At 38.2% G+C, this 24,521-nt stretch carries 16 protein-coding genes; 15 read left to right on the top strand and 1 reads right to left on the bottom strand.

The window, feature by feature from the left end; genetic code table 11:
* The first annotated feature begins 63 nt into the window (after positions 1–63).
* From IGJ39_RS12100 to IGJ39_RS12085, 4 genes are all read left to right on the top strand, one after another.
* Complete coding sequence (locus tag IGJ39_RS12100; RefSeq protein ID WP_010734236.1) at positions 64–699, top strand: lysophospholipid acyltransferase family protein; 636 nt, start codon at positions 64–66, stop codon at positions 697–699.
* 163 nt (positions 700–862) lie between these two features.
* A complete protein-coding gene (locus IGJ39_RS12095; RefSeq protein ID WP_019723019.1) occupies positions 863–1,981 on the top strand; it encodes an exonuclease SbcCD subunit D in 1,119 nt (372 codons plus the stop codon).
* Between the two features lie 6 nt (positions 1,982–1,987).
* The gene (locus tag IGJ39_RS12090; RefSeq protein WP_019723018.1) at positions 1,988–5,119 is read left to right on the top strand and encodes an AAA family ATPase; all 3,132 of its coding nucleotides are present in this window, start codon (positions 1,988–1,990) and stop codon (positions 5,117–5,119) included.
* 18 nt (positions 5,120–5,137) lie between these two features.
* On the top strand, positions 5,138–8,332 hold the full coding sequence (locus IGJ39_RS12085; RefSeq protein ID WP_019723017.1) for a DEAD/DEAH box helicase: 3,195 nt from the start codon (positions 5,138–5,140) through the stop codon (positions 8,330–8,332).
* Positions 8,333–8,468: 136 nt separating this feature from the next.
* On the opposite strand, the gene IGJ39_RS12080 is transcribed toward IGJ39_RS12085, so the two are convergent.
* Complete coding sequence (locus tag IGJ39_RS12080; protein ID WP_010734240.1) at positions 8,469–9,191, bottom strand: HAD family hydrolase; 723 nt, start codon at positions 9,189–9,191, stop codon at positions 8,469–8,471.
* Between the two features lie 753 nt (positions 9,192–9,944).
* Between IGJ39_RS12080 and spxA the strand changes: the two genes are divergently transcribed.
* The 11 genes from spxA to IGJ39_RS12025 all read left to right on the top strand — a co-directional run bounded on the left by spxA (position 9,945) and on the right by IGJ39_RS12025 (position 24,391).
* The gene (gene spxA, locus IGJ39_RS12075; RefSeq protein WP_019723016.1) at positions 9,945–10,343 is read left to right on the top strand and encodes a transcriptional regulator SpxA; all 399 of its coding nucleotides are present in this window, start codon (positions 9,945–9,947) and stop codon (positions 10,341–10,343) included.
* 162 nt (positions 10,344–10,505) lie between these two features.
* Positions 10,506–11,156 carry an adaptor protein MecA gene (locus tag IGJ39_RS12070; RefSeq protein ID WP_010734242.1) on the top strand — a complete coding sequence of 217 codons (651 nt, stop codon included), beginning with the start codon at positions 10,506–10,508 and terminating at the stop codon, positions 11,154–11,156.
* A gap of 121 nt (positions 11,157–11,277) precedes the next feature.
* Complete coding sequence (locus IGJ39_RS12065) at positions 11,278–12,273, top strand: competence protein CoiA (protein WP_019723015.1); 996 nt, start codon at positions 11,278–11,280, stop codon at positions 12,271–12,273.
* Positions 12,274–12,403: 130 nt separating this feature from the next.
* Positions 12,404–14,215, top strand: a complete 1,812-nt coding sequence (gene pepF, locus IGJ39_RS12060) for an oligoendopeptidase F (RefSeq protein WP_019723014.1) — start codon at positions 12,404–12,406, stop codon at positions 14,213–14,215.
* A 1,472-nt stretch (positions 14,216–15,687) separates the two neighbouring features.
* Positions 15,688–16,716 (top strand): zinc-binding dehydrogenase, encoded by a 1,029-nt coding sequence (locus IGJ39_RS12055; RefSeq protein ID WP_019724355.1) that lies wholly within the window; start codon positions 15,688–15,690, stop codon positions 16,714–16,716.
* Positions 16,717–17,092: 376 nt separating this feature from the next.
* Positions 17,093–18,565 (top strand): ribosomal protection-like ABC-F family protein, encoded by a 1,473-nt coding sequence (gene abc-f, locus IGJ39_RS12050; protein WP_019724354.1) that lies wholly within the window; start codon positions 17,093–17,095, stop codon positions 18,563–18,565.
* A gap of 295 nt (positions 18,566–18,860) precedes the next feature.
* The gene (locus IGJ39_RS12045) at positions 18,861–20,900 is read left to right on the top strand and encodes a BglG family transcription antiterminator (protein WP_438764836.1); all 2,040 of its coding nucleotides are present in this window, start codon (positions 18,861–18,863) and stop codon (positions 20,898–20,900) included.
* Complete coding sequence (locus tag IGJ39_RS12040) at positions 20,897–21,178, top strand: PTS sugar transporter subunit IIB (protein ID WP_010734248.1); 282 nt, start codon at positions 20,897–20,899, stop codon at positions 21,176–21,178. The genes IGJ39_RS12045 and IGJ39_RS12040 overlap by 4 nt, the downstream gene beginning before the upstream one ends.
* Before the next feature lie 27 nt (positions 21,179–21,205).
* The gene (locus tag IGJ39_RS12035; RefSeq protein WP_104775740.1) at positions 21,206–22,570 is read left to right on the top strand and encodes a PTS ascorbate transporter subunit IIC; all 1,365 of its coding nucleotides are present in this window, start codon (positions 21,206–21,208) and stop codon (positions 22,568–22,570) included.
* A gap of 12 nt (positions 22,571–22,582) precedes the next feature.
* Positions 22,583–23,440 carry a transketolase gene (locus IGJ39_RS12030; protein WP_438764834.1) on the top strand — a complete coding sequence of 286 codons (858 nt, stop codon included), beginning with the start codon at positions 22,583–22,585 and terminating at the stop codon, positions 23,438–23,440.
* A 3-nt stretch (positions 23,441–23,443) separates the two neighbouring features.
* Positions 23,444–24,391, top strand: coding sequence for a transketolase family protein (locus tag IGJ39_RS12025; protein WP_438764832.1), 948 nt, complete (start codon positions 23,444–23,446; stop codon positions 24,389–24,391).
* Positions 24,392–24,521: the final 130 nt, after the last annotated feature.

Below are 24,521 nucleotides of genomic sequence, written 5' to 3'. Positions count from 1 at the left end.
ACTTGTCAAATCAGTCTTTTTTAGGCATACTATAGGAACGAGAAGCAAAGAAAGGAAGAGAATATGTTTTATCGATTTATGCGCGGGCTCGTTAAAGTGATTTTAGCTGTTATCAATGGCAATGCCCGTTATGAAAATAAAGAAGTCTTACCAAAAGACGAGAATTACATACTTGTTGCACCACACCGCACTTGGTGGGACCCGTTGTATCTCGCTGTTGCTGCATCACCTAAATCGTTTAGTTTTATGGCGAAAGAAGAATTGTTCAAAAACCCTGTTTTACGATTCATTTTAACACGTTCGAATGCTTTTCCAGTCAAAAGAGACAATCCGGGACCAAGTGTGATCAAGACACCTGTCAAGATTCTAAAATCAACCGATCTAGGATTGATCATGTTTCCAAGTGGGACAAGACATGCGACTGAGTTGAAAGGTGGAATGGCGTTAATTGCCAAAATGGCCAAAGTAAAAATCGTTCCAGCTGTGTATCAAGGACCTCTCACGTTAGGTGATCTATTCAAACGCAAACGAGTGATTGTTCGCTTTGGTGAACCGATCGACTTGTCAGATATCAAAAAAACTGACAAGGAAGGAATGGCAGAAATCGAGCGACGCACACAAGCCGCATTTGATAAACTAGACAAGGAAGTAAATCCTGATTTTAAATATGAGATCATAAAAAAGAATGAAACAGAATAATTGTTCTTTATTCGATGAGCGATAAAAGAAACGGATTGTCTAAGACACCGCTTCTTTATCGCTTTTTTTGTTATAAAACTCCCTTTTTGTAAGTGATTCTAGCTGTCATGTCCTTGATGGAAGTGTTATAATAGTAAGAAGGATATTTTTTTGAGGTGATGAGATGCGTTTTTTACATACAGCTGATTGGCATATAGGGAAAAAATTGCAGGGCTACGATTTACTTAAAGAGCAAGAACATGTACTATCTGAGATTTTAACGATTGCGAAAAAGGAAAAAGTGGATGCGATCGTTATTGCAGGTGATCTCTATGATCGAAGTATTCCGGCCGTAGAAGCCGTAGAGATATTCAATCGATTGATGATTGACTGGAACCTGAACGAAAAATTCCCGATTTTCGCTATCTCAGGAAACCATGATAGCAGTGTTCGATTATCTGCTGGAACTGAATGGTTCAGCCAAACAAAATTCTTTTTACACACCCGATTTGCTGAAGCTTTCCAACCTATCGACTATCAAAATACTCAATTTTTCTTATTGCCTTATTTTGAACCAATCTCTGCTAGAAGTTATTTTGAAGATGATACGATCCGCACGGTCCAACAAGCAATGGAAAAAGTAGTTGACCAGATGCAACTCGCTTTTGATCCTGAAAAAAAACAGGTGCTGGTCAGCCACTTTTTTGTGACAGGGAGCAAGAAGTCAGATTCAGAAACAAAAATCGAAGTGGGCGGACTAGATGCGATTCCAGGTAGTTTATTGGAGCCATTTGATTATGTCGCTTTAGGCCATCTCCATAATCAAGCAGCCTTGCAACAAGAAAATGCTAGATACAGTGGTTCGCCACTTAAATTCTCACTTTCAGAGATCAATCAGAAAAAAGGTGTTTGGATCGTTGATCTAACTGACACCTTGGTGTTGGATTTTCAAGAAATCACACCTTTGTATGATATCGCTGAAGTAACTGCTAGTTTTAAAGAATTATTAGACCCAAGTTTTTACCATACGATCAACCGAGAAAATTATTTGCAGATTTATTTAAAAGATCGCGCAGTTATTCCTAACATGATGAACCAACTACGAGCAATCTATCCTCGAATACTTGGTGTCGAACGTGTCAATGGACGGCATCGTTCCACAAGCAAACGACAGACACTTGAAATCAAGCAACCAAAGAAACTCGCGGAAACATTCTTTACCGAAATGGTGGATGAACCGATGACAGAACAACAAATGAGCTGGTTAGAAGAAACGTTGCAAGAACTCACAGAAACGGAATGATCAAGTATGAAACCACAGACGTTACGATTGAAAAATTTTGGCCCTTTTATCGATGAAACGATTGATTTCTCAAAATTGACCCAAGCGGCCTTGTTTTTGATTACAGGAAAAACAGGGGCTGGCAAAACAACGATTTTTGATGGCATGACTTATGCGCTTTTTGGAGAAACATCTGGAAGGTTGCGGTCTGGCAAAGAGATGCGGTCATTATTTGCGACACCAGAAGACGAAACGAGTGTCTTTTTTTCGTTTGAACATCAACAGTTGCGTTATGAAGTCGAACGTAAGCCTGAACAATTGTTAGCTAAACGCAAGGGTGAGGGCATGAGAAAACAGGCGGCAAAAGTCAGTTTAACGATCTTTGATGAAAAAGGAAAAGAAATTCGACAATTAACAAAACGTAGTGAAGTCGATCAAGAAATCAAAGAACTATTGAATTTAGATGCGAAACAATTTTCACAGATCGTCTTACTGCCGCAAGGAGAATTTCGGAATTTCTTGATTTCCTCTAGTAGTGAAAAAGAAACAGTTTTACGTAACTTATTCGGCACACAATTCTTTCAACGATTCACCGAACAATTGAAAGAAAAAGCCAAGAACAAGCAAAAAGAACTGGATCATTTGGAGCAAGAATTAGTCTTATTGCAAAGGCAATTTAGTTCCTATGAGGAGAAGCAACTGGCTGGTCTACAATCTTTTGAGACAGTGATCAATGAGTGGAAAGAGTATCAAGATCAAGTTTCAACAAGGCTCGCCTCAGAGCAAGAAGTATTAGAGCAACTGAAAGAGGAACAAAAAATCAGCGAGACGGATTACTACCACGGGAAAAATCAAAAATCTGCTTATGAAGAAAAGCAACAATTATTAGCAGAACAACAAGTGCTCAATGAGCAACAACAAGTGATCGAGGAGCACCAAAGATGGATTTCTCATTATGAAGTTGCTCAGCAATTGCGCACCCCGCTTGAACGTAGCCAAGAATACCAAGAATCACTTACCACACAGGAAAGTGAGAAACAGCAACTAATTATTGCGTGCAATAAGGTGACAAGTGATTTACAGAAATGGCAAGAACAGGCGGACGTACGAGAAAATCTCGAACAAAAAATAGCAAAAATGAGTCAAATGCTCCAAGAAAAGCAACGATTGATCCCAGTGGCCGATACTTTCAGAGAAAAACAATCGGAACTTTCCGTAATGGAAAAAAAAGTCAGTGAGTTACAGCAAGAAATCCAACAACTGGCAGATCAGCAATTGATCCTTCAAGAAAGACAACAAACGAGTCAAACCGTTTTAGCAACCCAAGGGGAACTACAAGAAAAACAGTTGGTTTATGAACGTTTACGTTTAGAAGGGGAACGTTACTGTGAACAACAGCAACACCTTGATCACCTTGACAAAGAACTAGTAAAAAATCATCAGTACTTTGAACAATCAACAGAGCAATTGGCAGAAAAACAACGATTACTTGAACAACAAACGCACGAGTTCAATCAATGTAAAAGCGACTGGGCAAAGCAACAAATTACTTATTTACAAACCCTATTGATACCTGGTGAACCTTGCCCAGTATGTGGTGCAACGGAGCATCCATTGACACCGGATAATCGTGAATCAGTGCAGGAAAACTTAGCTGTGCTTGAAGAAAAAATGGTCCAAGCAGAACAATCGATCGAAAAAACGCATCAAGAAATTGGTCGAAAAGAAGCAGAAATCGAAGAAATCAACCAACAGCTTGCTCGCTTAAGCCAGCAACAAGTGGAAACGAGTCAACAGTTGGATCAACAAGCAATTTACTTGAACACAGAGTTAAAAGCCACCTTCCAAATAGATGTCCAAGAAGATATTGTTCAAGGGTTGGCGGAAATAGAGAAAACCCTCAATGCTCGTTTAAAGGAAATCAAAAAAGCAGAAGAAGCACAAGTAAGGGTCATGGAAGAACTAGCCAGCAACAAAGAACAAAGTGAACAGATCAAAGCTCAACAAATGCTCCATAATGAAAAAATCCAACGACTCCAAGGTGAGATGGCAGGATTGAGTCAACAATTAGGAGCAGAAGACCTTGATACTTTAGTAAAAGAAGCTGAACAATTAGCCGAACAGTCGAGCAAGAGCAAGCAAGAATTGGAAGAGCAAATGGCCCAAGGTGAGAAACTCCAGCAAGAATCAGCTGTTTTGACGACTAAAATCGAAGCGTTGACTGAACAAATCGAAAAGACAACTGCTCAATATGAAAAAGAACAACGGAAAATCTCTAGTTTCTTGGCGCAACACACTGATTTTTCTTCGCAAGAAGCAATAGCAGCGTTGTTAAAAGAAACAGTCACATACGAAAATAGAAAAACAACGATCAAGGAGTATCAAACGAAACAGTTGGTTCTTTCCACTCGCTTAGAACAATTGGAACATGTCACTTATGATGAAAAATCCCAAGATTTGACAGTGTTGAGTGAACGAATCGAAAAAATCAAACAACACATTGAAGAGCAGCAACAATTGATCTATCACTTACAACAAGAGTATAAAACCAATCAGAAAGTGATCATGGAATTTACTACAAGTTATCAAAATAGTCAGGAACAACTAGATGAATTGATCCAGTTGCAACAATTATCACAGACGATGAATGGCGAAAATCCTAAAAAAACAAGCATTGAACGTTATGTCTTGCAAGTTTATTTACAAGGAGTCTTGCAAGTCGCTAATGAACATCTGATACGATTGACCAAAAGCCGCTATCAGTTTGAATTAGATGAAGAAGTTGGTAGCTACCGCGGAAAGACTGGCCTGGAGATCAACGTGTACGATGATGAAGCAGGAACGACCAGAGGATCGCATACTTTATCCGGAGGCGAAAGCTTTATTGCTGCATTATCATTAGCTTTAGCCTTGGCAGAAGTGATTCAAGCGCAAGCTGGTGGAATCACGATCGAAGCATTGTTTATTGACGAAGGGTTTGGTTCACTGGATGAAGAAGCCTTGGAAATGGCAATGGAAGCATTAGAAACCGTTGAAAGTGAAGGCAGGATGATCGGGATCATCAGCCATGTACGTGAGTTGAAAGAACGTGTCTTGCAACAAATACGAATTGATACAAAAGGTAGTGGACAGAGTGAAATACGCTACCATTTTGGTTAAGAAGGGAGATTGATAACAATGAAATGGAGTATTCCGGAAAAAGTCATTGCAAGAGGGCGTCAATATTTGCAAGAAGACCGTGTGTTATCGGTTGTCCCAGATCAAGAAGACAATGTGTGGCATGCAGAGGTTTTAGGTAGTGAGCTGTATTTAGTTGATTTAGATGGTACAGCAAAAGAAAACGACTACTGTCAATGCCCATACTGGGAAGAACATCATTATTGCAAGCACACTGTTGCAGTAGAACTTTATTTACGATCGAAACAACTTTCTCGTATCATGCAGAAAGATCAAAAAATGATCGAACCAACGAAAAAGACCAGTGAAGGAGAGCTATTGACAAAAGGATTTGCCCGATTAAAAGGGAAGACTTCTACTAAATCCTTGCAACCCTTAGTGATCGACTATCATGTCGAACAGATCGAAACCAATCAATACCATCCAGAACTTTCTATTTTGGCGGTTTATCTACGTGTGGGCTTTCTAGAAACACCTAAGAAGACATACATCGTAAAAAATATTTATGAATTTCTACAGGCGTATACAGAAGAAGAAAACTATACGGTCAATAAACAGTATCAATTCCGTTTAGAGCACCGAGTTTTCCAACAAGAAGATCAACAACTAATGGAGCTATTCGCAGGTATTGCACAGACACAAACATTATTAGGCGCAAACGGTGTCTTGGTAAAAGGGAAATTAGACAAGCGTTACTTACTTTTGCCAATCGATCAATCGAAATCTTTGTTAGAGCGTATGAATCAATCGACACGTTTGAAACTACAGATCAATGATCAAACTTATCATGGCATCCAGTTTTCAGACGATACGAAACCGCTAAGTTTTCAAGTCAAGAAGAGAGAAATACAGTATCAATTGATTGCCGTAAGTGACTTTGATTTGTTCTTGTCTCACTATCAGTGGGGGATCAGACAAGGTACTATCTATCATTTGACTAAACAGCAACAGACGATCTATTTGACTTGGAAACAACTGATGAAACGTTTTGAAGAGCCAGAAGTTGCCTTTCATAAAAAAGAATTGTCTTCTTTATTTAAAGAAATTTTACCGCTTTTAGATCAGATAGGAACCGTTGCTATTGATGATGAAGTGACAGCAGAAGTCGCAGATATTCCAGTAGAGTTTGTCTTTGTTTTTAAAAAAATGAAAGGGCAAATTCAAGCAAGGATCGATTTTGTATATGGAGATGTTGTGTTCTCCACAGATGAACGACATGAAACGCTTGCTGAGCAAACTACCGAAATATTGAAAGATACGGCGCAAGAACAGCGGGTCCTTGATTTGTTTCGTATGTACCGTTACCGGAAAAATAAAACGGGCTACGAACGTCCATTACCTGAAGGTGAAGCATTGTATCAGTTTTTCCGGACAGAATTAGCTGTTTTTCGTCAATTTGGAGAAGTCCGTATAGGAAAAAAATTACGGGAATTATATCTAGATGCACAAAAACACCAACCACAGATCGAAGTAGAAGAAACAGGATCATGGCTAGATATCCGCTTTGATGTGACAGGAATCAACGAGCATGAAATCGACCATGTTTTGCAGAGTTTGTTAAGAAATGATTCATTTTATACCTTAGAAAGTGGACAGGTATTATCGTTTGATTCAGAAGAATTCCAACAAACAAGCAAAATCCTACAACAATTCAGAGATACGATCCGTTCAGACGATGGCGTTATCCAAGTGCCAAAAAATCAAGGATTGATGATCAAAGAACAATTTACAGGAAGTAATGCTAGTTTTGGCGATTCTTTCCAACAAATGACTCAAGACTTGATCGATCCTACGAATTACAAAGCCACTTTACCAAAGAATTTGCAAGCAGAGCTTAGAGACTATCAGAAGCAAGGCTTCCAATGGTTGAAAATGTTAGGTCATTATCAATTTGGTGGCATTTTAGCTGATGAAATGGGTCTAGGGAAAACGTTGCAGACTATTGCTTTTCTGCTTTCGGAGAAAGAAGAAAAAGGTGCATTGGACGCCTTGATCGTAGCACCGGCGAGTTTGATCTATAACTGGCAAGCCGAAGTGAAAAAGTTTGCACCCTCATTAAGTGTCCAAGTGATCAATGGCAATAAGAAAGAGCGAGAAACTTTGTTAGCTGAAAAAGTAGATATTCGTGTTACTTCTTATGCGAGCTTACGTCAGGATCTTTCAGAATATCAATCATCGACGATTAATTATTTAGTCTTAGATGAAGCGCAAATGGTGAAAAATAGCAGCACAAAGACTGCTCAAGCTTTACGAGAGTTGCATATTCCACAGCGCTTTGCTTTAAGTGGGACACCAATCGAAAATAGCCTTGAAGAACTATGGTCACTATTTGCTACGATCATGCCGGGATTCTTTCCTAATCGGACACGTTTTAGAGAGTTGACGACAGATGAAATCGCGCAAATGATCCGACCTTTTGTTTTAAGACGAGATAAGCAAACAGTTCTCAAAGATTTACCAGAAAAAACTGAAATGAATCTTTATTCTGCGTTGACGGAAGAACAAAAAACAGTGTACCTTGCTTATTTAAGACAAATGCGTGAAGAAGTATCAGCTATGGATTCAGAGTCGTTCAAAAAGAATCGGATCGGCATCTTGGCAGGACTGACACGTTTACGTCAAATTTGTTGTGATCCTCGCTTGTTTGTAGAAGACTACCAAGGTGGATCAGGTAAGTTAGAACAAGTAAAAGATTTATTACTAGCTGCAAAAGAAAATAACCGTCGTGTCTTGTTGTTCTCCCAATTTACGGGTATGCTGACGATCCTTCAAGAGGAATTAGCTGAATTAGGGCTAAGTACCTTTTATTTACGAGGAAGTACAAAGGCACAAGATCGTTTAACCATGGTCGATGCTTTCAACGCGGGTGAAAAAGATGTCTTTCTTATTTCACTTAAAGCAGGAGGGACTGGGTTAAATCTAACTGGCGCAGATACAGTCATCCTTTATGATTTATGGTGGAACCCAGCGATCGAAGAACAAGCTGCTGGAAGAGCCCATCGTATTGGACAAAAAAATGTTGTTGAAGTATGGCGAATGATTGCTGAAGGAACAATCGAAGAACGAATGGATTCCTTACAGCAAGAAAAACGAGAATTGTTCCAAAAAGTAATCCAAGGAAACGAAGAACAATTGACGAAACTAACAGAAGACGATATTCGTTTGATTCTAAGTATTGGTGAAAATGATGAGTAAAACGTAAAGATCATTTATTGAGTAATTACTCTCTTATACAGGAAACAGTAAATAAGCCAAGGAAGATAGCCACGCAAATCTGCGCAGTGATCTTCCTTGGTTTTTCTTGTTTATTTATTCGCAGATGCTTATTTGATCAGACAAGCTGAGCTTCTCCTACAGCAGTTTTTATAGCGGATAGCAGTTGATCGAACTCGTTGATCTCTACATCACACACCGGACGCTCGTTGATGGAACGTTTGCGGTGATTGAACCATAACGTCTGCCAATTGGCACTCTTAGCACCTAACACATCGTTTTCGTAATTATCGCCAACGTATAGTGTTTCATTAGGTGACATATTGAAAGTTTTCTCGGCTAATTGGAAGATTTCCTTTTCTGGTTTTTGAAAGCCAGTTGCTTGAGAAACTAGCATACAATCAGCAGGAATCCAATTTGTTAATTGAAGTTGATTTAATTTTTTTGTTTGATGATCAGTTGGTCCATTGGTGATGATCCCTAATGGAATATTTTTTTCTTTAAGAAAATCAAGTGTTTTTTTTACTTCAGGATGAAGAGAGATATTTGCTAGTTCCTCTTCGTAGACTTCTTGGAAAACTAAGCATTTTTCATCAGAGATAGGTGAATAACCTAGATCGATCAAGGACTGACTAATGCGGTGTGCACGCATATAATCAAGTGTCCATTCTCCAGCCATGACTTTTGGGAAATTCTCATCGCTGTGATGGCGGAAACGGATATATAATCCATGCATATCTTCTTCTGCTACTTGAGGTACCACGCTTTGAACTGAATTCTTAAATGGTTGTTGCTGATCATACATTGTATCGTCAACATCAAATACAACTGATTTAATCAAATTATTACACGCCTTTCAATATTCTATCTTTTCACAAATCCTCGCTTATTGTATCAAAAAAAAGGTGATAAAAACGTTGAGATTTAAAGGTTTTTATTACTATATTTCTTATTAGTTGACAGAATAAGGTTTGTGTATTTTAGTTTTTTTAACTAAAAATAATTAATTTTATTATAAAGAAATCAACAAATCTATTTTCCACTTTGTCAAATGGATTATAATAGTAAAAATAAATAAAACAAAAGATAACTTGTTTTTTTAATACAGAAAAAATAAAATTAGCAAAATATAAAATAACGTTAACTAGCAAGCTGGCTAGTAGGTTTTAACTTTTCCGTTGAACGCATCTGCTACTTCAATTTTATAGTGGCGTTAAAATCAACATTTTTTTAGTTTTTTTTATTTTCTGAGTTTTTAAAATTTTATGTTATTAAATAAATAAAAAACATTACACGTGAAAAAAACGCTATCATTTTTAAAGTTTTCAAAAAGACTAGTACAGATTTTTGTGCTGTGTTATGTGTTTTTTGTATTGTGAAAGTATTTGAAAACTCTAATTTTTTTACTCAGAATTAAGTAGAAACCTTGGTTTAACTGTATATCTATCTTAGATAACTTTCATTTTTTTAAAAAATAATTTAAAAAAAAGCTAGCTATTTAAATGTTGATTAGGTATAATAGAAACAGATGGAAGATATTCAGGATCTTCTGTTACAAAAATGTGGCTATAATCACAAAAAGGAGTGATGCACGTTGTTAACACTATATACTTCCCCAAGTTGTACTTCCTGCAGAAAGGCTCGTGCGTGGTTGCAAGAGCATCAGATTCCATTTGTAGAGCGAAATATTTTTTCAGAACCTCTTAATAGCTCTGAATTAAAAGCAATTTTACAAATGACGGAAGACGGAACAGAAGAAATTATTTCTACCCGTTCAAAAGTTTTCCAAAAATTAAACATGGATCTTGATGAGTTACCATTACAAGAACTTTTAGAGCTTGTACAAAACAATCCTGGTTTGTTACGTAGACCAATTATGATCGATAACAAACGTCTACAAGTCGGCTTTAATGAAGATGAAATTCGTCGTTTCTTACCACGAGATGTTCGTCAATTAGAATTACGTCAAGCCCAGCTAATGGCTGGTTTATAGAAAACACAGAATGAAACTTAGGAGGATGTGATGTCTTTCTAAGTTTTTTTTATTAAAAATAAATTGTGTTTTTTTAGGACTTAATGATTTTTTCTTTACATTTATTCTTATTTCGCTACAATTAATCTATATGGATAGTTGGGATAAAGTGAGGTGTAGCATATGGAAATGGAACATATCAATGAGAATACGATTCGTGTAATGATTGGTCATGATGACCTAGAAGAACGTGGGGTCTCATTTTTAGATTTATTAGGTAACCACAGAGAAATTGAAAACTTTTTTTATAGTATCTTAGAAGAAGTGGATATTGAAGAGGAGTTCCAAAGTAGCGAAGCTGTCACTTTCCAAGTTTTGCCAAAAGGGGATGGCCTAGAGCTGTTTATCAGTAAGAATATGCCAGACGAAGAGATCGGTCAAAACAATGAATCGACGTTGAATAGCGCAGATGTTAGTGAGTTTCTTCAAGGTCAAATGCTTGCAAATGAAGAGGAAAGCGACTTAACAGAATCAACTACTGCAAGTGAACAACGAGCAATCTTTGTATTCAATGACTTTGAGCAAGTGATCCAGCTTGCCAATGATGTTCAGTTAGAATCAGCTTGGACAGATCTATACCAATTAGAAGAACGTTATTATTTAGTTGTTCACTTTTGGATGGAAAATCTAAATCAAACCGATGTTGAAAATCAATATGCACGTATTTTAGAATTCGCTGAGAAAAGTACACGAACAGCTGAAGCATTGAATGAATATGGGCAGCAATTGATGGAACGTAATGCTCTGGAACGAGTAAAATTTTATTTTGAATAAAGCATAGGATAAGCTAACATAGCGATAGTTGACATTGCTAGGTATGCTTTGTCGAGGGTCTCAACATTTGTTGAGACCTTTTTTTCGTTGGCGTATTTATCTAATGAAAGGAAGTGAGTCGATGTTACTCGCCAAAGACAAAGAAGGGTCTATTTTTTTAGCAACTGATGCAACAAAAGAGTGCGACTACTATTGTCCAAACTGTGGGAATCAAGTGTTTTTAAAAAGAGGAATGAAGAGGATCGCCCATTTTTTCCATCATGATACTTCGGACTGCCAAGTATTTAGTGAGGCGGAATCTGAAGAGCATCTTAATCTAAAAAGACAATGTTTCCGATGGTTGAAAAAAAGCTATCCAAGAGTAGAAATGGAAGGGTATCTATCACAACTGATGCAACGTCCGGATATCTTGGTTGGTCATCATGCGTTTGAGATCCAATGTTCTCCATTGTCTTATGAGCGAATGATCGAAAGGACGATCAATTACAAAGCAAATGGGTATGTTGTTTGGTGGCTATTAGGAATGAAATTTTTCAAAAGGAACGATCGCTTAAGATTAGAAAAAAAGTTTTGCTACTACGACGATTTACGACAGCTCCACTTTTGGCAAATCGACTGGTCTACGCAAAAGGTTTACTTATATAGTCAGATCTTCACAGACTTATCGGGGAAAATCAGGTTTGAACAATCTTCTTGGTCCTTTTTTGAGAAAGAGCTATTAACAATATTAGAAGTCGAAAGTGGCTCATTGCGAAAAATACCAAGTTCTTCTTCCGTGAAAACAAAAGACTGGTTAGCAAAACAAATCATTCGAAAAAATAAAAAAGTATTAGGAGTACAAGAACAGTGCTATCTAAGAAAGAAGCATGTGCTTTATCTTGAATCGTGGATCTATGAAGGAAGTGATTTCTTTTGCTTTTTTTCTGAACAAGTATTCTTTTATCGGTTGCTGTTTTCACAGATGAAATGCAAAGAGAATGATAAGAAAACAAGTTCTTTCGATAAATGGTATCAGGAAATCAAGGAATATAAAAATGAGTGGTTATTTCCTTTGATTGATGAACAAAAAATTTATCGATTGTTTTATGAAGAGTGTAAACGTTTCGTACAAAAATAATAATCAGAGAAGAATTCCATATACAAAACATGAAAGAGTTATGATAAACTCAAAAGAGTAAGTAAAAAGTAACTATTATTTTTTATTCAGAAAAGCATAGTTGCAAAGATGAACAAAAGGAGTGGAACAGATGAGCGAAACAACGAAGTTACCAAATAGAGAAGATTTGCCTGAAAAATTGACATGGGACCTAACACCAATCTTTTCAAGCGATCAAGAATTTAATAAAAAGTACGAAGAATTGACTGAAGAATTAAAAAATTCTGAGCATTATAAAGGAACATTAGGTAATGGAGCAACAGCATTTTTGGAGGCGCTTGAATTTGTCTTAACAATGTATCGTAAAGTTGAGCTTATTTATGTCTATTCCCATTTAAAAAATGACCAAGATACGACAAATACGACATATCAAGCATTGTATGCTCGTGCTGGAAGTTTACTTTCAAAAGTGAGTGAAGCAATTGCTTGGTATGAGCCAGAAGTATTGCAACTTTCTGATGAGCAAATTTGGCAATATTTTGAAGAAGAACCAAAATTAGAAGTTTATCGTCATTATGTCAAACAAATGGTTGATAACCGCGCACACATCTTGTCAGCAGATCAAGAAGCATTACTTGCTGGAGCCGGAGAAATCTTTGGTGCTTCAAGTGGTACCTTTGCAGTATTGAATAATGCTGATTTAGAGTTCCCAACAATCACTGGCGAGAATGGTGAAAAGATCCAATTATCGCATGGTGTATATGGTCAATTATTAGAAAGTACCAATCGTGAAGTACGTGAAGCGGCGTTCAAAGGACTATACAGCGTATATGCACAATTTAGAAACACTTTTGCTTCCACACTTGGGACGCATATCAAAGGGCACAACTTCAAAGCCAAAGCACGTCGATACGCTTCTGCCAGAGAAGCTGCACTAAGCAATAACCATATTCCTGAAAGTGTGTATGATACTTTAGTTACTGTTGTGAACAAACATTTGCCATTATTGCATCGATATATGGAACTACGTAAACGCCTATTAAACGTAGATACATTGCATATGTATGATCTGTATACTCCGGTATTAGGAGAAGCACCAATCACATTCACGTATGAAGAAGCAGTAGAAAAAGCCATCGAATCACTTGCGCCAATGGGAGAAGAATATCTGGCTGTCGTAAAAGAAGCATTTTCAAACCGTTGGATCGATGTAGTCGAGAATAAAGGGAAACGCAGTGGCGCTTATTCTTCTGGTAGTTATGATACCAACCCTTACATTTTGATGAACTGGCATGATACGTTGGATCAACTGTTCACCTTGGTCCATGAAATGGGACATAGTGTCCACAGCTATTTCACACGTTCGAACCAACCTTTCGTCTACGGCGATTATTCAATCTTTTTAGCTGAGATTGCGTCAACAACAAATGAAAATATTTTGACCGAACATTTATTAGCGACCGAAGAAGACCCTCGGGTTCGTGCCTATGTCTTGAATCATTATTTAGATGGTTTTAAAGGAACAATTTTCCGTCAAACACAATTTGCAGAGTTTGAACACTTCATGCATCAAGAAGATGCAAAAGGAACACCTTTGACGAGTGAGTACCTAAGTGAAAGCTATGGCGAATTAAATGCTAAGTATTATGGTCCAGCTGTTGAAAAAGATCCAGAAATCAAAGATGAATGGGCGCGTATCCCACATTTCTACTATAATTATTATGTCTATCAATACTCAACAGGATTTTCTGCTGCATCTGCTTTAGCGAAGAAAATCTGGGAGAAAGAACCAGGCGCATTAGATGCTTACCTAACGTATCTAAAAGCAGGAAACAGCGATTATCCAGTAGAAGTAATGAAGAAAGCTGGTGTGGACATGACCCAAGCAGCTTATATTGAAGATGCAATGGCCGTGTTTGAACAACGATTAAATGAATTAGAAGCATTAGTGGAAGAATTATAGAAATCATGTGTTGAGTGATCTATTGATTGGATCTTTCTAGGTCCGTTCTGATCCTGCCAAAAACCGGAAAAGTTTGTGAGTTTCTCACTCAACACTTTTCCGGTTTTTACTGTTAAAAATAACATGAGAATTCAAAAATTAAGGTTTGGATTTTCGGTTTATAGTATACTGACAGGGATAGTAAAGTTGATGCGGTGGCTAGCCTTAAGAAAAGAGGTGATGCCTATGTTGATCTGTGGCTTTCTCCTAGAAAGGAATAAGCATGTCTGTGTTTGAGGCATTGATGTTTGCATTATCATTTGCAACATTGGTCTTGATCGTCAGCGACAAAGACAACAAAAAATAACCGCCACTTAAACTTTGGCCAGTTTAACGGTTATTTTTTGTAAATGAAATAAACTAGCCACCAGTAAAACGGTGCTATCTGGAGAGAGAGTTGTTGATGCAACGCTCTCTTTTCAAAGTCATGATACCATATCGAGGATATAAAAGCGAGTTCATTTTCTTTTGTTCTGATATAGGAGCAGAAGAGGTTAAAATAGCAATATAATAAATAACAAAAAAATCTAAAAATTAAGGTTTAGATTTTCGGTTTATAGTATACTGACAGGGATAGTAAGTTGATGCGGTGGCTAGCCTTAAGAAAAGAGGTGATGCCCATGTTGATCTGTGGCTTTCTCCTAGAAAGGAATAAGCATGTCTGTGTTTGAGGCATTGATGTTTGCATTGTCATTTGCAACATTGGTCTTGATCGTCAGCGACAAAGACAACAAAAAATAACCGCTCCTTAAACTCTGGACAGTTTAACGGTTATTTTTTGAATCAATATTAAGCTAACCATTGTTTTGAACGATACTATCTGAAGGGGAGCTGTGATGCAGCTCCTCTTTTCAAAGTAATGATATCATAGTTGCTGCATAAAAGCGAGTTCAATTTCTTCTGTTCTGATATAGGAGCAGAAGAGGTTAAAATAGCAATACAATAAATAACAAAAAAATCTAAAAATTAAGGTTTAGATTTTCGGTTTATAGTATACTGACAGGGATAGTAAAGTTGATGCGGTGGCTAGCCTTAAGAAAAGAGGTGATGCCTATGTTGATCTGTGGCTTTCTCCTAGAAAGGAATAAGCATGTCTGTGTTTGAGGCATTGATGTTTGCATTGTCATTTGCAACATTGGTCTTGATCGTCAGCGACAAAGACAACAAAAAATAACCGCTCCTTAAACTTTGGCGAGTTTAACGGTTATTTTCTGTAACTAACCAAGCTAGCCACCAGTAAAACGGTGCTATCTGAAGAGAGAGTTGTTGATACAACGCTCTCTTTTCAGAGTTATGATACCATAACGAGTATATAAAAGCGAGTTCATTTTCTTCCGGCTTATTGGAAAAAGACTGGCTATAATTGTTTTTATTTGACTTGGAGTTGACTCAAGGGGATATACTAGAAGCAATTAATCTAAGGAGTGGAAGCGATGAAAGCAACAGTATTTTTAGAACCAGGGAAAATGGCTATCAAAGAAATGCCTAAGCCAGAATTGAATCGAGAGAACGAAGCAATCATTCGTGTGGTACGTGCAAGTGTCTGCGGATCTGATTTATGGTGGTATCGTGGTATCTCTAAAAAAGAAGCAGGATCTGCTGCGGGACATGAAGCGATTGGTATCGTAGAAGAGGTAGCAGAAGATGTTACAAATGTTGAACCGGGTGATTTTGTTATTGTGCCTTTTACCCATGGTTGTGGGGAATGTGAGGCTTGTTTAGCTGGGTTTGATGGTGATTGCTTATCAGATACTTCAGGTTCAACAGGGTATCAGGCAGAGTATATTCGTTATCGCAATGCGAATTGGGGGTTAGTAAAAATCCCTGGTAAACCAGAAGATTATTCCGATGATATGTTAAATTCCTTTGTTACGTTGGCGGATGTTATGGCAACGGGCTATCATGCAGCAGTGAGTGCTGAGGTGAAAGAAGGAGATACAGTCGTTGTGATCGGAGACGGTGCTGTAGGTTTATGCGGAGTCATTGGTGCAAAATTGTTAGGCGCATCAAAAATCATTGCGATGAGTCGACATGAAGACCGTCAACAGCTAGCTTTGACATTTGGAGCAACGGATATCATTGCGGCTCGTGGAGAAGAAGCAATCGCTGAGGTCATGAAATTAACAGGTGCCGGCGCGGATGCAGTGTTAGAGTGTGTAGGGACGCAACAAGCGGTTGAAACGGCAGTGAAAGTTGGTCGACCAGGTGCAGTTGTTGGACGTGTGGGGGTTCCTCACGTAGATGAGTTGGATACGAACGCTTTGTTTTATCGTAATATCGGCTTACGTGGAGGGATTGCGGCTGTGACGACTCACGACCGAGCTTCACTATTAGAAGCAGTCTTATCAAATAAAATCGAACCAGGTAAAGTCTTTACGCAACAATTCGAGTTAGATCAAGTTCAAGCTGCTTATGAGGCAATGGATGAACGAAAAGCAATCAAATCATTATTAGTTATGTGATGGTTCCCCCGTTCGTCTAGTGAGAGGAAATCATTCTTTTCTCCATCCTTCAAGAATTGAAGGATGGTTTTTCAGAAATTTGATGTCTGTCACGCTTTTAAAATCGTTTGTCAAACGGTTTCAATCATGATAAAATAAATGTAATTAGAGAAAAGGAGCGATGTGCCATGTGGTTGTTTTATTTGGATCAAGTATTTTTAAACAATTAATTGAATCGTTTAAAAACAACTTGTAAATGACAATTCACGGGAACTTTGCTTTTTTTCTATGCTTTTTTAGTATGGACAAAATTCTTGAAGAAGCAGTCTTTCACAGGCTGCTTCTTTTTTGCGTTTCCGTTAGAAGGATGTTCATTTGCACAAAAGGAGTGCAAACAATGGAAGCATTAGCAATGCTATTAAAAGAGATTGAGATTATGTATAACGGAAAAGAAGTATTAACAATCAATGAGCAAGCGATTTATGAGAATGCGCGGATCGGTATCGTCGGAGATAATGGTAGCGGGAAATCGACGTTACTTAAATTATTAGCTGGAGAAATCCTACCAGAAAAAGGAAGAGTAGATCGAAGGATTGATTTTAAATATTTTGCACAGATCGATACCGTTGGTCAGCATCTAGTCGAAGAAATCGATTTTGAGTTACTCAGCCGTTTCCGAGTTCCCAATCAAATGGCTCCCTTTAGTGGTGGTGAAGAAACGAAATATCGTTTGGCACAAGTATTATCTACGTACACGACAGGTTTGTTGTTAGATGAACCAACCACTCATTTAGATCAACGAAGCGTGCAAATGTTGATTGAAGAACTTCGGTATTATTATGGAACCTTAGTTTTTGTTAGCCATGATCGCTTATTTCTCAATGAATTAGCTGACAAAATATGGGAAGTATCGGGACATACGATCAAAGAATATACAGGGAATTATGATGATTATCTAAAGCAAAAAGAACAAGAAGTAATTGCTCAAGAAAGAGCGCATGATGACTATTTGAGAGAACGTAAAAAATTAGAAAACAGCATGATCAAAAAAGAGCAACAAGCCAAAAAAATGGCACAATCTTCCAATCAAAAAAGCAGAAGTAATAAAAACAGTCGGAAACCTGATCGTTTGTCAGGAACAAAACAAAAAGAAAGTGGTCAAAAAGGGATAATGAAAGCGGCGAAGTCAATGGAGAAACGTTTAGAAAAATTAACGGAAGTCGCAAGAGTACAAAAAAAGCATCCGATTGATTTCCCGCAGTCAGAAACAACTGTTTTACACAATAAGTTCCCAGTCATAGGTGAATCAGTGACGATCCATTATGATGAAAAAATCCTGCTTGATAAAGTTAACTTTGCCTTCGCACTAGGGAAAAATATCGCGATTATTGGAGCGAATGGCAGTGGGAAATCTAGTTTATTACGACACATCTTACAGCAAAAAAATGGAGTGAAGCTTAGTCCCAAAGTTACTTTTGCTGTCTATGAGCAAAGGGATTATCACTATGTTGAGGATCTGACCGTCCTACAGTATTTGATGCGTCAGACCGAATATCCAGAAAGTTTGATCCGAAGTATGCTACACCATTTAAGCTTTTCACCGGAGGCTATCCAACAATCAGTTTGTTCGTTAAGTGGAGGAGAAGCTACACGGCTGTCACTAGCAACCTTGTTTGCTAAGCCTTCCAACGTATTGATTCTAGATGAACCGACTAATTTTATTGATCTGCGGACAATGAATGCGCTAGAGTATTTTTTGAAACAATATCATGGAACTGTTTTGTTTACCTCGCATGACCCTTATTTTGTTCAACAAGTGGCAGATCAAGTCTATGAAATAAAGGATCGAAAACTGATTCGACGAGATTGAATCAGCGTAAAACGAGCTTGCTATTGTTGCTAAGTGAGAGTTAAAGGGAGTGCCAAAATAGGCAACTGAAATAAGCAGTGAAATCCGGAAATCGTTTTTCCTATTTTGGGATTTCGCTGTTTCTTTTTGCAAGATTTTTTTCTGGTGACTTACTTTTTTTATTTTAATTTTAATACACGGCTGCGTCGTTGACTCTGTTCGGTCCATCAAAATGGAAAAAGCACGAGTCAAATTGGGCTGAAGTGTGATAGCGTTTCCAGTAAAAAGTCATTATAGTTGAAATGGGGGGACGGGGATGATCAATTACCGCTTGAGTTATCTGTTTGAGGAAACGAACAGACAAAAATTGATAAAACTGACGAACTTGGAGGAAGAGACTCTAAAAATAGAATTAACAAAAATCAATCATTTTTGTGAAAAAAAGCTAGGGCAAAAAATAAATATCTCTGGAGAGGAGATACTGGTTCCAGAGGCGATTCAACGACGATGGTCTGAAGTCCTCTTCGAAGTGTCAAAACAGGAACTATATTTTTCTGAAGAGGAAAGACAAGCCATGATCTACCTTCTTGCTTTTTCGATGGTTGATGACTTATCTGTTTATTATTTTCAAGAATTATTCAATGTAAGTAAGAATACAGTTTTAAAAGATGTCAGAAATTTAAGAATGAAACTCCAAGAGGAAGACATTCGCCTGATTTATTCGAGAAAAAAAGGCTTCTACATAGATGGCGCTGAACTTGATGTTCGCCGCGTAGCTTATTCAACTGTGGGAGTACTAACAGATACCAAGAACGGCCACTGGTTACTTTTTGAAGGGATCTATGGCATTTCTAGAACGAATTATGTTGTGGTGAGAGACCGCCTGCTTCGTATTTTAGAGGAATTTGATTTAATCATCGTTCCTAGTCGTTTTGAGGAAATGTTGTATTTTATTAGTTTTTTATTGTCACGGATCACAAAAAAAGCAGTTTTTCTAACTGAAAAAGACAAAGAGATGCTGACCTCTTTGAATGTCTATCAAGCAAGCAAAAAATTTTTAACAGATTTTGGTCAAATCAAAAATCAAGTAGAAGAAGAGTGCTATTTGACTGTGCTGTTAAAGACTGTCTTACAAGGCGATATCGAGGATCACTCTGTAGAATTTTTATTGGAATGTGCAAGAGAGGTTATCCATGAGATGGAACGTTTATCCGCTGTCCGGTTTGTTGACTATCGGAAATTATTGATGAATTTCTTTTATCATCTTGTTCCCGCTTATTTTCGTATCCGCTATCGATTCACATTGAATAATGTGTTGATCGATGAAATCAAAACCCAATATCGAGAATTATTTGAATTGACTCGTTTAGCGCTTTATCCGCTCAAACAATTAGTTGGCGAGATCCCGGATACAGAAATTGGTTATTTTACGATTTTATTTGGTGGAGAGATCAGAAAACAAAAGGAGCGACATCATTACCAACGATTAAAGGCGATGATCGTCTGCCCGAGTGGCATCAGCTCTGGCTTGATCATGGAATCGGAATTACAAGAGCTATTTCCACAAATCGAATTTTTGCCGGCACGATCAACAGAAGAATATCAGATGCTTCGTTTTTCGGAAGACATTGATATGGTGTTTTCCAGTGTCCCACTAAAAACACCGGTGACCAGTTATGTTGTGAAACCCATCATGACTCCTTTAGAAAAAAATGAATTAGTTAAAAAGGTCCAACAAGCATTTTATGTTTCAGAAAGAGGCGTGCATTCGATCGAAGAAATTTTGGAAGTGATTTTTCCATATATTGATTTGAAAGAGGGAATGACAAAGAGGAAACTGCGACAGATCGTCGAGAGAAAAATAAACAAAGAATTGAACAGAAGGGAAGATCTACGGCCGATGTTATCAGAATTATTAACAAAAGAGACCATACAATTTACGGACAAACAACTGACATGGCAAGAAGCCATCACCGAGGCAGCTCAGCCTTTGCTAACGACCAATAAAATCGAAGAAAAGTATGTGGGGGCGATGATCGAAAAGGTCATTGAACATGGGCCCTTTATCCATATTGGAAAAGGAATTGCTTTGCCTCATGCACGACCAGAAGATGGAGTAAAAGAAATTGGGATGTCATTACTGAAGGTAACTGATCCAGTCTTATTGAGCGACGATGAAAAACATCCCATCCAATTATTTATCTGTTTAGCAGCAGTGGACAACGAGATGCACTTGAAAGCTTTAGCTAGCTTGACGAAAATTTTGTCGAATAAAGAACGTTTAGCGTCATTACTCGAAGCGAAAGATGTAGAAGAAATCATTCATGTGATCAAAGAAGGGGAAGATGAAAAATGAAATTTGCAGCAGTATGTGGTTCAGGATTAGGATCAAGTTTTATGGTGGAGATGAATATCAATTCAGTATTAAATGATCTAGGGGTAAGTGGAGTGGAAGTTGCTCATTACGATCTAGGAAGTGCAGCACCAGAATTAGCAGATGTCTTTTTTATCGGTAGAGATTTAGCAGATAGCGCACAACATTTAGGTGAAATCGTCGTGTTGGAGAGTATCATCGATCTAGATGAATTGAAAGAAAAAGTAGCGGAGACATGTAGACAAAAAGGATTACTATAAAAAATTTTTTTGGGGGAGGAAAAATAAATGAATAGTATTTTAGATCTATTGATCGATATTGCGAGTACACCAGCAATCTTAGTGGCATTGATTGCTGTATTGGGGAATATGTTGCAGAAAAAAGATGTGGCAACGACTGTTAAAGGCGGAATCAAGACCTTTGTAGGATTTCTGGTTGTGACAGCTGGTGCAGGGGTCATAGAAAGTTCGTTGGCGCCATTTGGAGAAATGTTTCAAGTCGCATTCAATATGCAAGGAGTTGTTCCTAATAACGAAGCGATCGTAGCGTTAGCTCTAACTACCTATGGAACATATACAGCACTTATTATGTTAGCGGGGATGGCATTCAATATTTTGATTGCGAGAATCACTCGATACAAATACATTTATTTGACAGGGCATGCAACGTTATACATGGCATGTATGATTGCAGTCATTTTAAGTGTAACAGGAATGAGTACGTTTAGTCTGGTTTTATTCGGTGGGTTAGCACTAGGCATCTGTAATACGATTTTTCCAGCAATCGCACAACCGTTTACACGTCAAATCACAAAAAATGACTCTGTAGCTTTAGGTCATACAGGGAACTTTGGCTACGCATTGAGTGGCTTGATCGGTAAATATGTTGGAAATAAAGAAAAATCAACAGAAGACATCAATTTTCCTAAAGGGTTAGCTTTTTTACGTGACTCAACAGTAAGTATCACGATTACGATGGCAATCGTCTATGTGATCGTTGCGTTGTTTGCCGGAAGTGACTATATTACTACCACATTGAGCGATGGCACGAATTATATTATTTATGCGTTACAACAAGCGGGTTCATTTGCCGCAGGCGTTTTTGTGATCTTAGCCGGTGTACGTTTGATTTTAGCTGAAATCGTTCCTGCATTTAAAGGAATTTCTGAAAAATTAGTACCGAATTCGATTCCAGCGTTGGATTGTCCAATCGTGTTCCCTTATGCACCAAATGCCGTATTGATTGGCTTTTTAACAAGTTTTGTTGGTGGATTAGTTAGTTTAGTGATCATGGTCTTTACAGGGACAACAGTGATCATTCCTGGCGTAGTTCCTCATTTCTTCTGTGGCGCGACAGCCGGTGTTTATGGAAATGCCACTGGGGGCGTACGTGGCGCGGTCATCGGTTCCTTTATCCACGGGATCATCATTAGCTTCATGCCGATCTTGTTGATGCCAGTAATGGGCGATCTTGGGTTCCAAGGTTCGACTTTCTCAGATACAGATTATGGTGTTTCAGGAATCTTTTTAGGAAACTTAGCAAATATGGGCGGACAAATTGCAGTTATTTCTGGTGTGGTCGCTGTACTTGCTGTTTTGATCGGTTTGACACTTTTAAAGAAAAGTAAAAAATCAGATACAGTCGCAGAGTAAGGGGGTATCATTTTGACCATCAAGGAAGAGCAGCTAAAAGAACTGGAATTATTAGCAACTAAAATACGATTAGATACATTGATCAGTATCAAACATATGGGGCAAGGGCATTTAGGTGGTTCATTTTCGATCGTTGAGTTGTTAGCCGTCTTATACGGTAAGCAGATGAAGGTCGATCCTAAAAATCCACAATGGGAAGAACGCGATCGGTTGGTCTTATCTAAAGGACACGCAGGAGCTGGGTTATACAGTGCTTTAGCAAATGTTGGTTATTTTGACAAAGAATGGTTACTGACGATCAATGAAGGTGGAACAAGACTGCCTTCTCATCCGGATCGCCAAAAAACACCTGGTGTTGATGCAACTACAGGTTCTTTAGGTCAAGGGACTTCAATAGCTGCGGGGATCGCTACAGGTTTTAAGCAGGCTAACAAAGACAACTATGTGTACTTGATCGTGGGAGATGGAGAGTTGAATGAAGGCCAGTGTTGGGAAGCATTCCAATATATTGCTCATTTTAAATTAAATCATTGTATCGTGATCATCGATGATAATAAAAAGCAATTAGATGGAGAAACAAAGGACATCCTTGACCCGTTCGATTTACAGAAAAAAATGGAAGCATTCGGTTTCTATAGCTTAAAAGTAAAAGGTTCCGATATACAAGCGATTGATGCTGCAATCACCAAATGTAAAGAAGTGACTGATCAAGCAGTCTGTCTTGTACTTGATAGCGTGAAGGGACAAGGGGTTCCATATTTTGAAACTTTAGACGCGAATCATTCCGTAAAATTCAATACGGAACAAGTCAATCAAGCAGCAGATCAAGCAATCCGAACATTAGAAGAAAAAATCGAGAGGATGCGATAAGGGATGTTCCATTTAACTAAATCGACAGCGATCGAAAAAGAATTACGAACTTGTGTCGTGGAAACCATCAATGAATTGATGGAAAAAGACGAGAAAGTTATTGCGTTAGATGCTGATCTAGGTTCTGCAAGTGGTTGGACAGCGATTGGAAAGGAACACCCTGACCGCTTTATCAATATGGGGATTGCCGAAGCAAATATGGTTGGCGTCGCAGCAGGATTAAGTTTGACGGGGTACACACCATTTATCCATACTTTTGGTCCATTTGCGACACGCCGGGTATTTGATCAACTGTTTATTTCAGGTGGCTACGGCGAGAATACCATCAATATTTATGGTTCAGATCCGGGATTTGCTGCAGGGCACAATGGGGGAACTCATACGACTTGGGAGGACGTGGCCTTAATGAAAGCCATCCCTCATTCCGTAGTATGTGATGCGGCAGATGACGTACAAATGGCATGGATCATCAAAGAATTTCATCAAATGTCAGGAATCCATTATGTACGAGGAAATCGTAAAGGCGTCACGCCTGTTTATGAGAAAGGTTCCACATTTGTATTAGGCAAAGGAAACGTTTTGCGTAAAGGGACGGATTATCTGCTGATTGCAACAGGGCAACTCGTTTCTGAAACATTACAAGTCGCCGAACAATTGATGGAAGAAGGAATCAGCTGTGAAGTGATCGATATGTTTACCATCAAACCGATTGATCGAGAGTTGATCCGCAGTGAAGCAATTGGCAAGAAAAAAATCATAACCATCGAGAATCATTCGATCACTGGCGGCTTAGGTAGTTCAGTCGCTGAAGTTCTTGCAGAAGAAGGGATTGGCGTTCCTCTGAAACGAATCGGTGTCAATGAACGTTTTGGTCAAGTTGGCACACCAGATTTCTTACAACAAGAATTTGGGTTGGATGTTGCGGGGATTAAAAAGCAAATGATGGAATAAGTCAGCGTATTGACTACGATTATTTGCAATCGAAAAGGAGTAACGAAGGGGCAACCCTTTTTTACTCCTTTTTTGAGTTGACGATCCATTAGTAGTACAATGGATTTGTATAGGATAAACATGTTGTCTT

It is taken from the genome of Enterococcus sp. AZ140 (assembly GCF_051714405.1).
Taxonomy (GTDB): Bacteria; Bacillota; Bacilli; order Lactobacillales; family Enterococcaceae; genus Enterococcus_B; species Enterococcus_B pernyi.
Note: the sequence above shows the minus strand (reverse complement) of the source record. Positions and strands in the feature narration are given on the sequence as shown.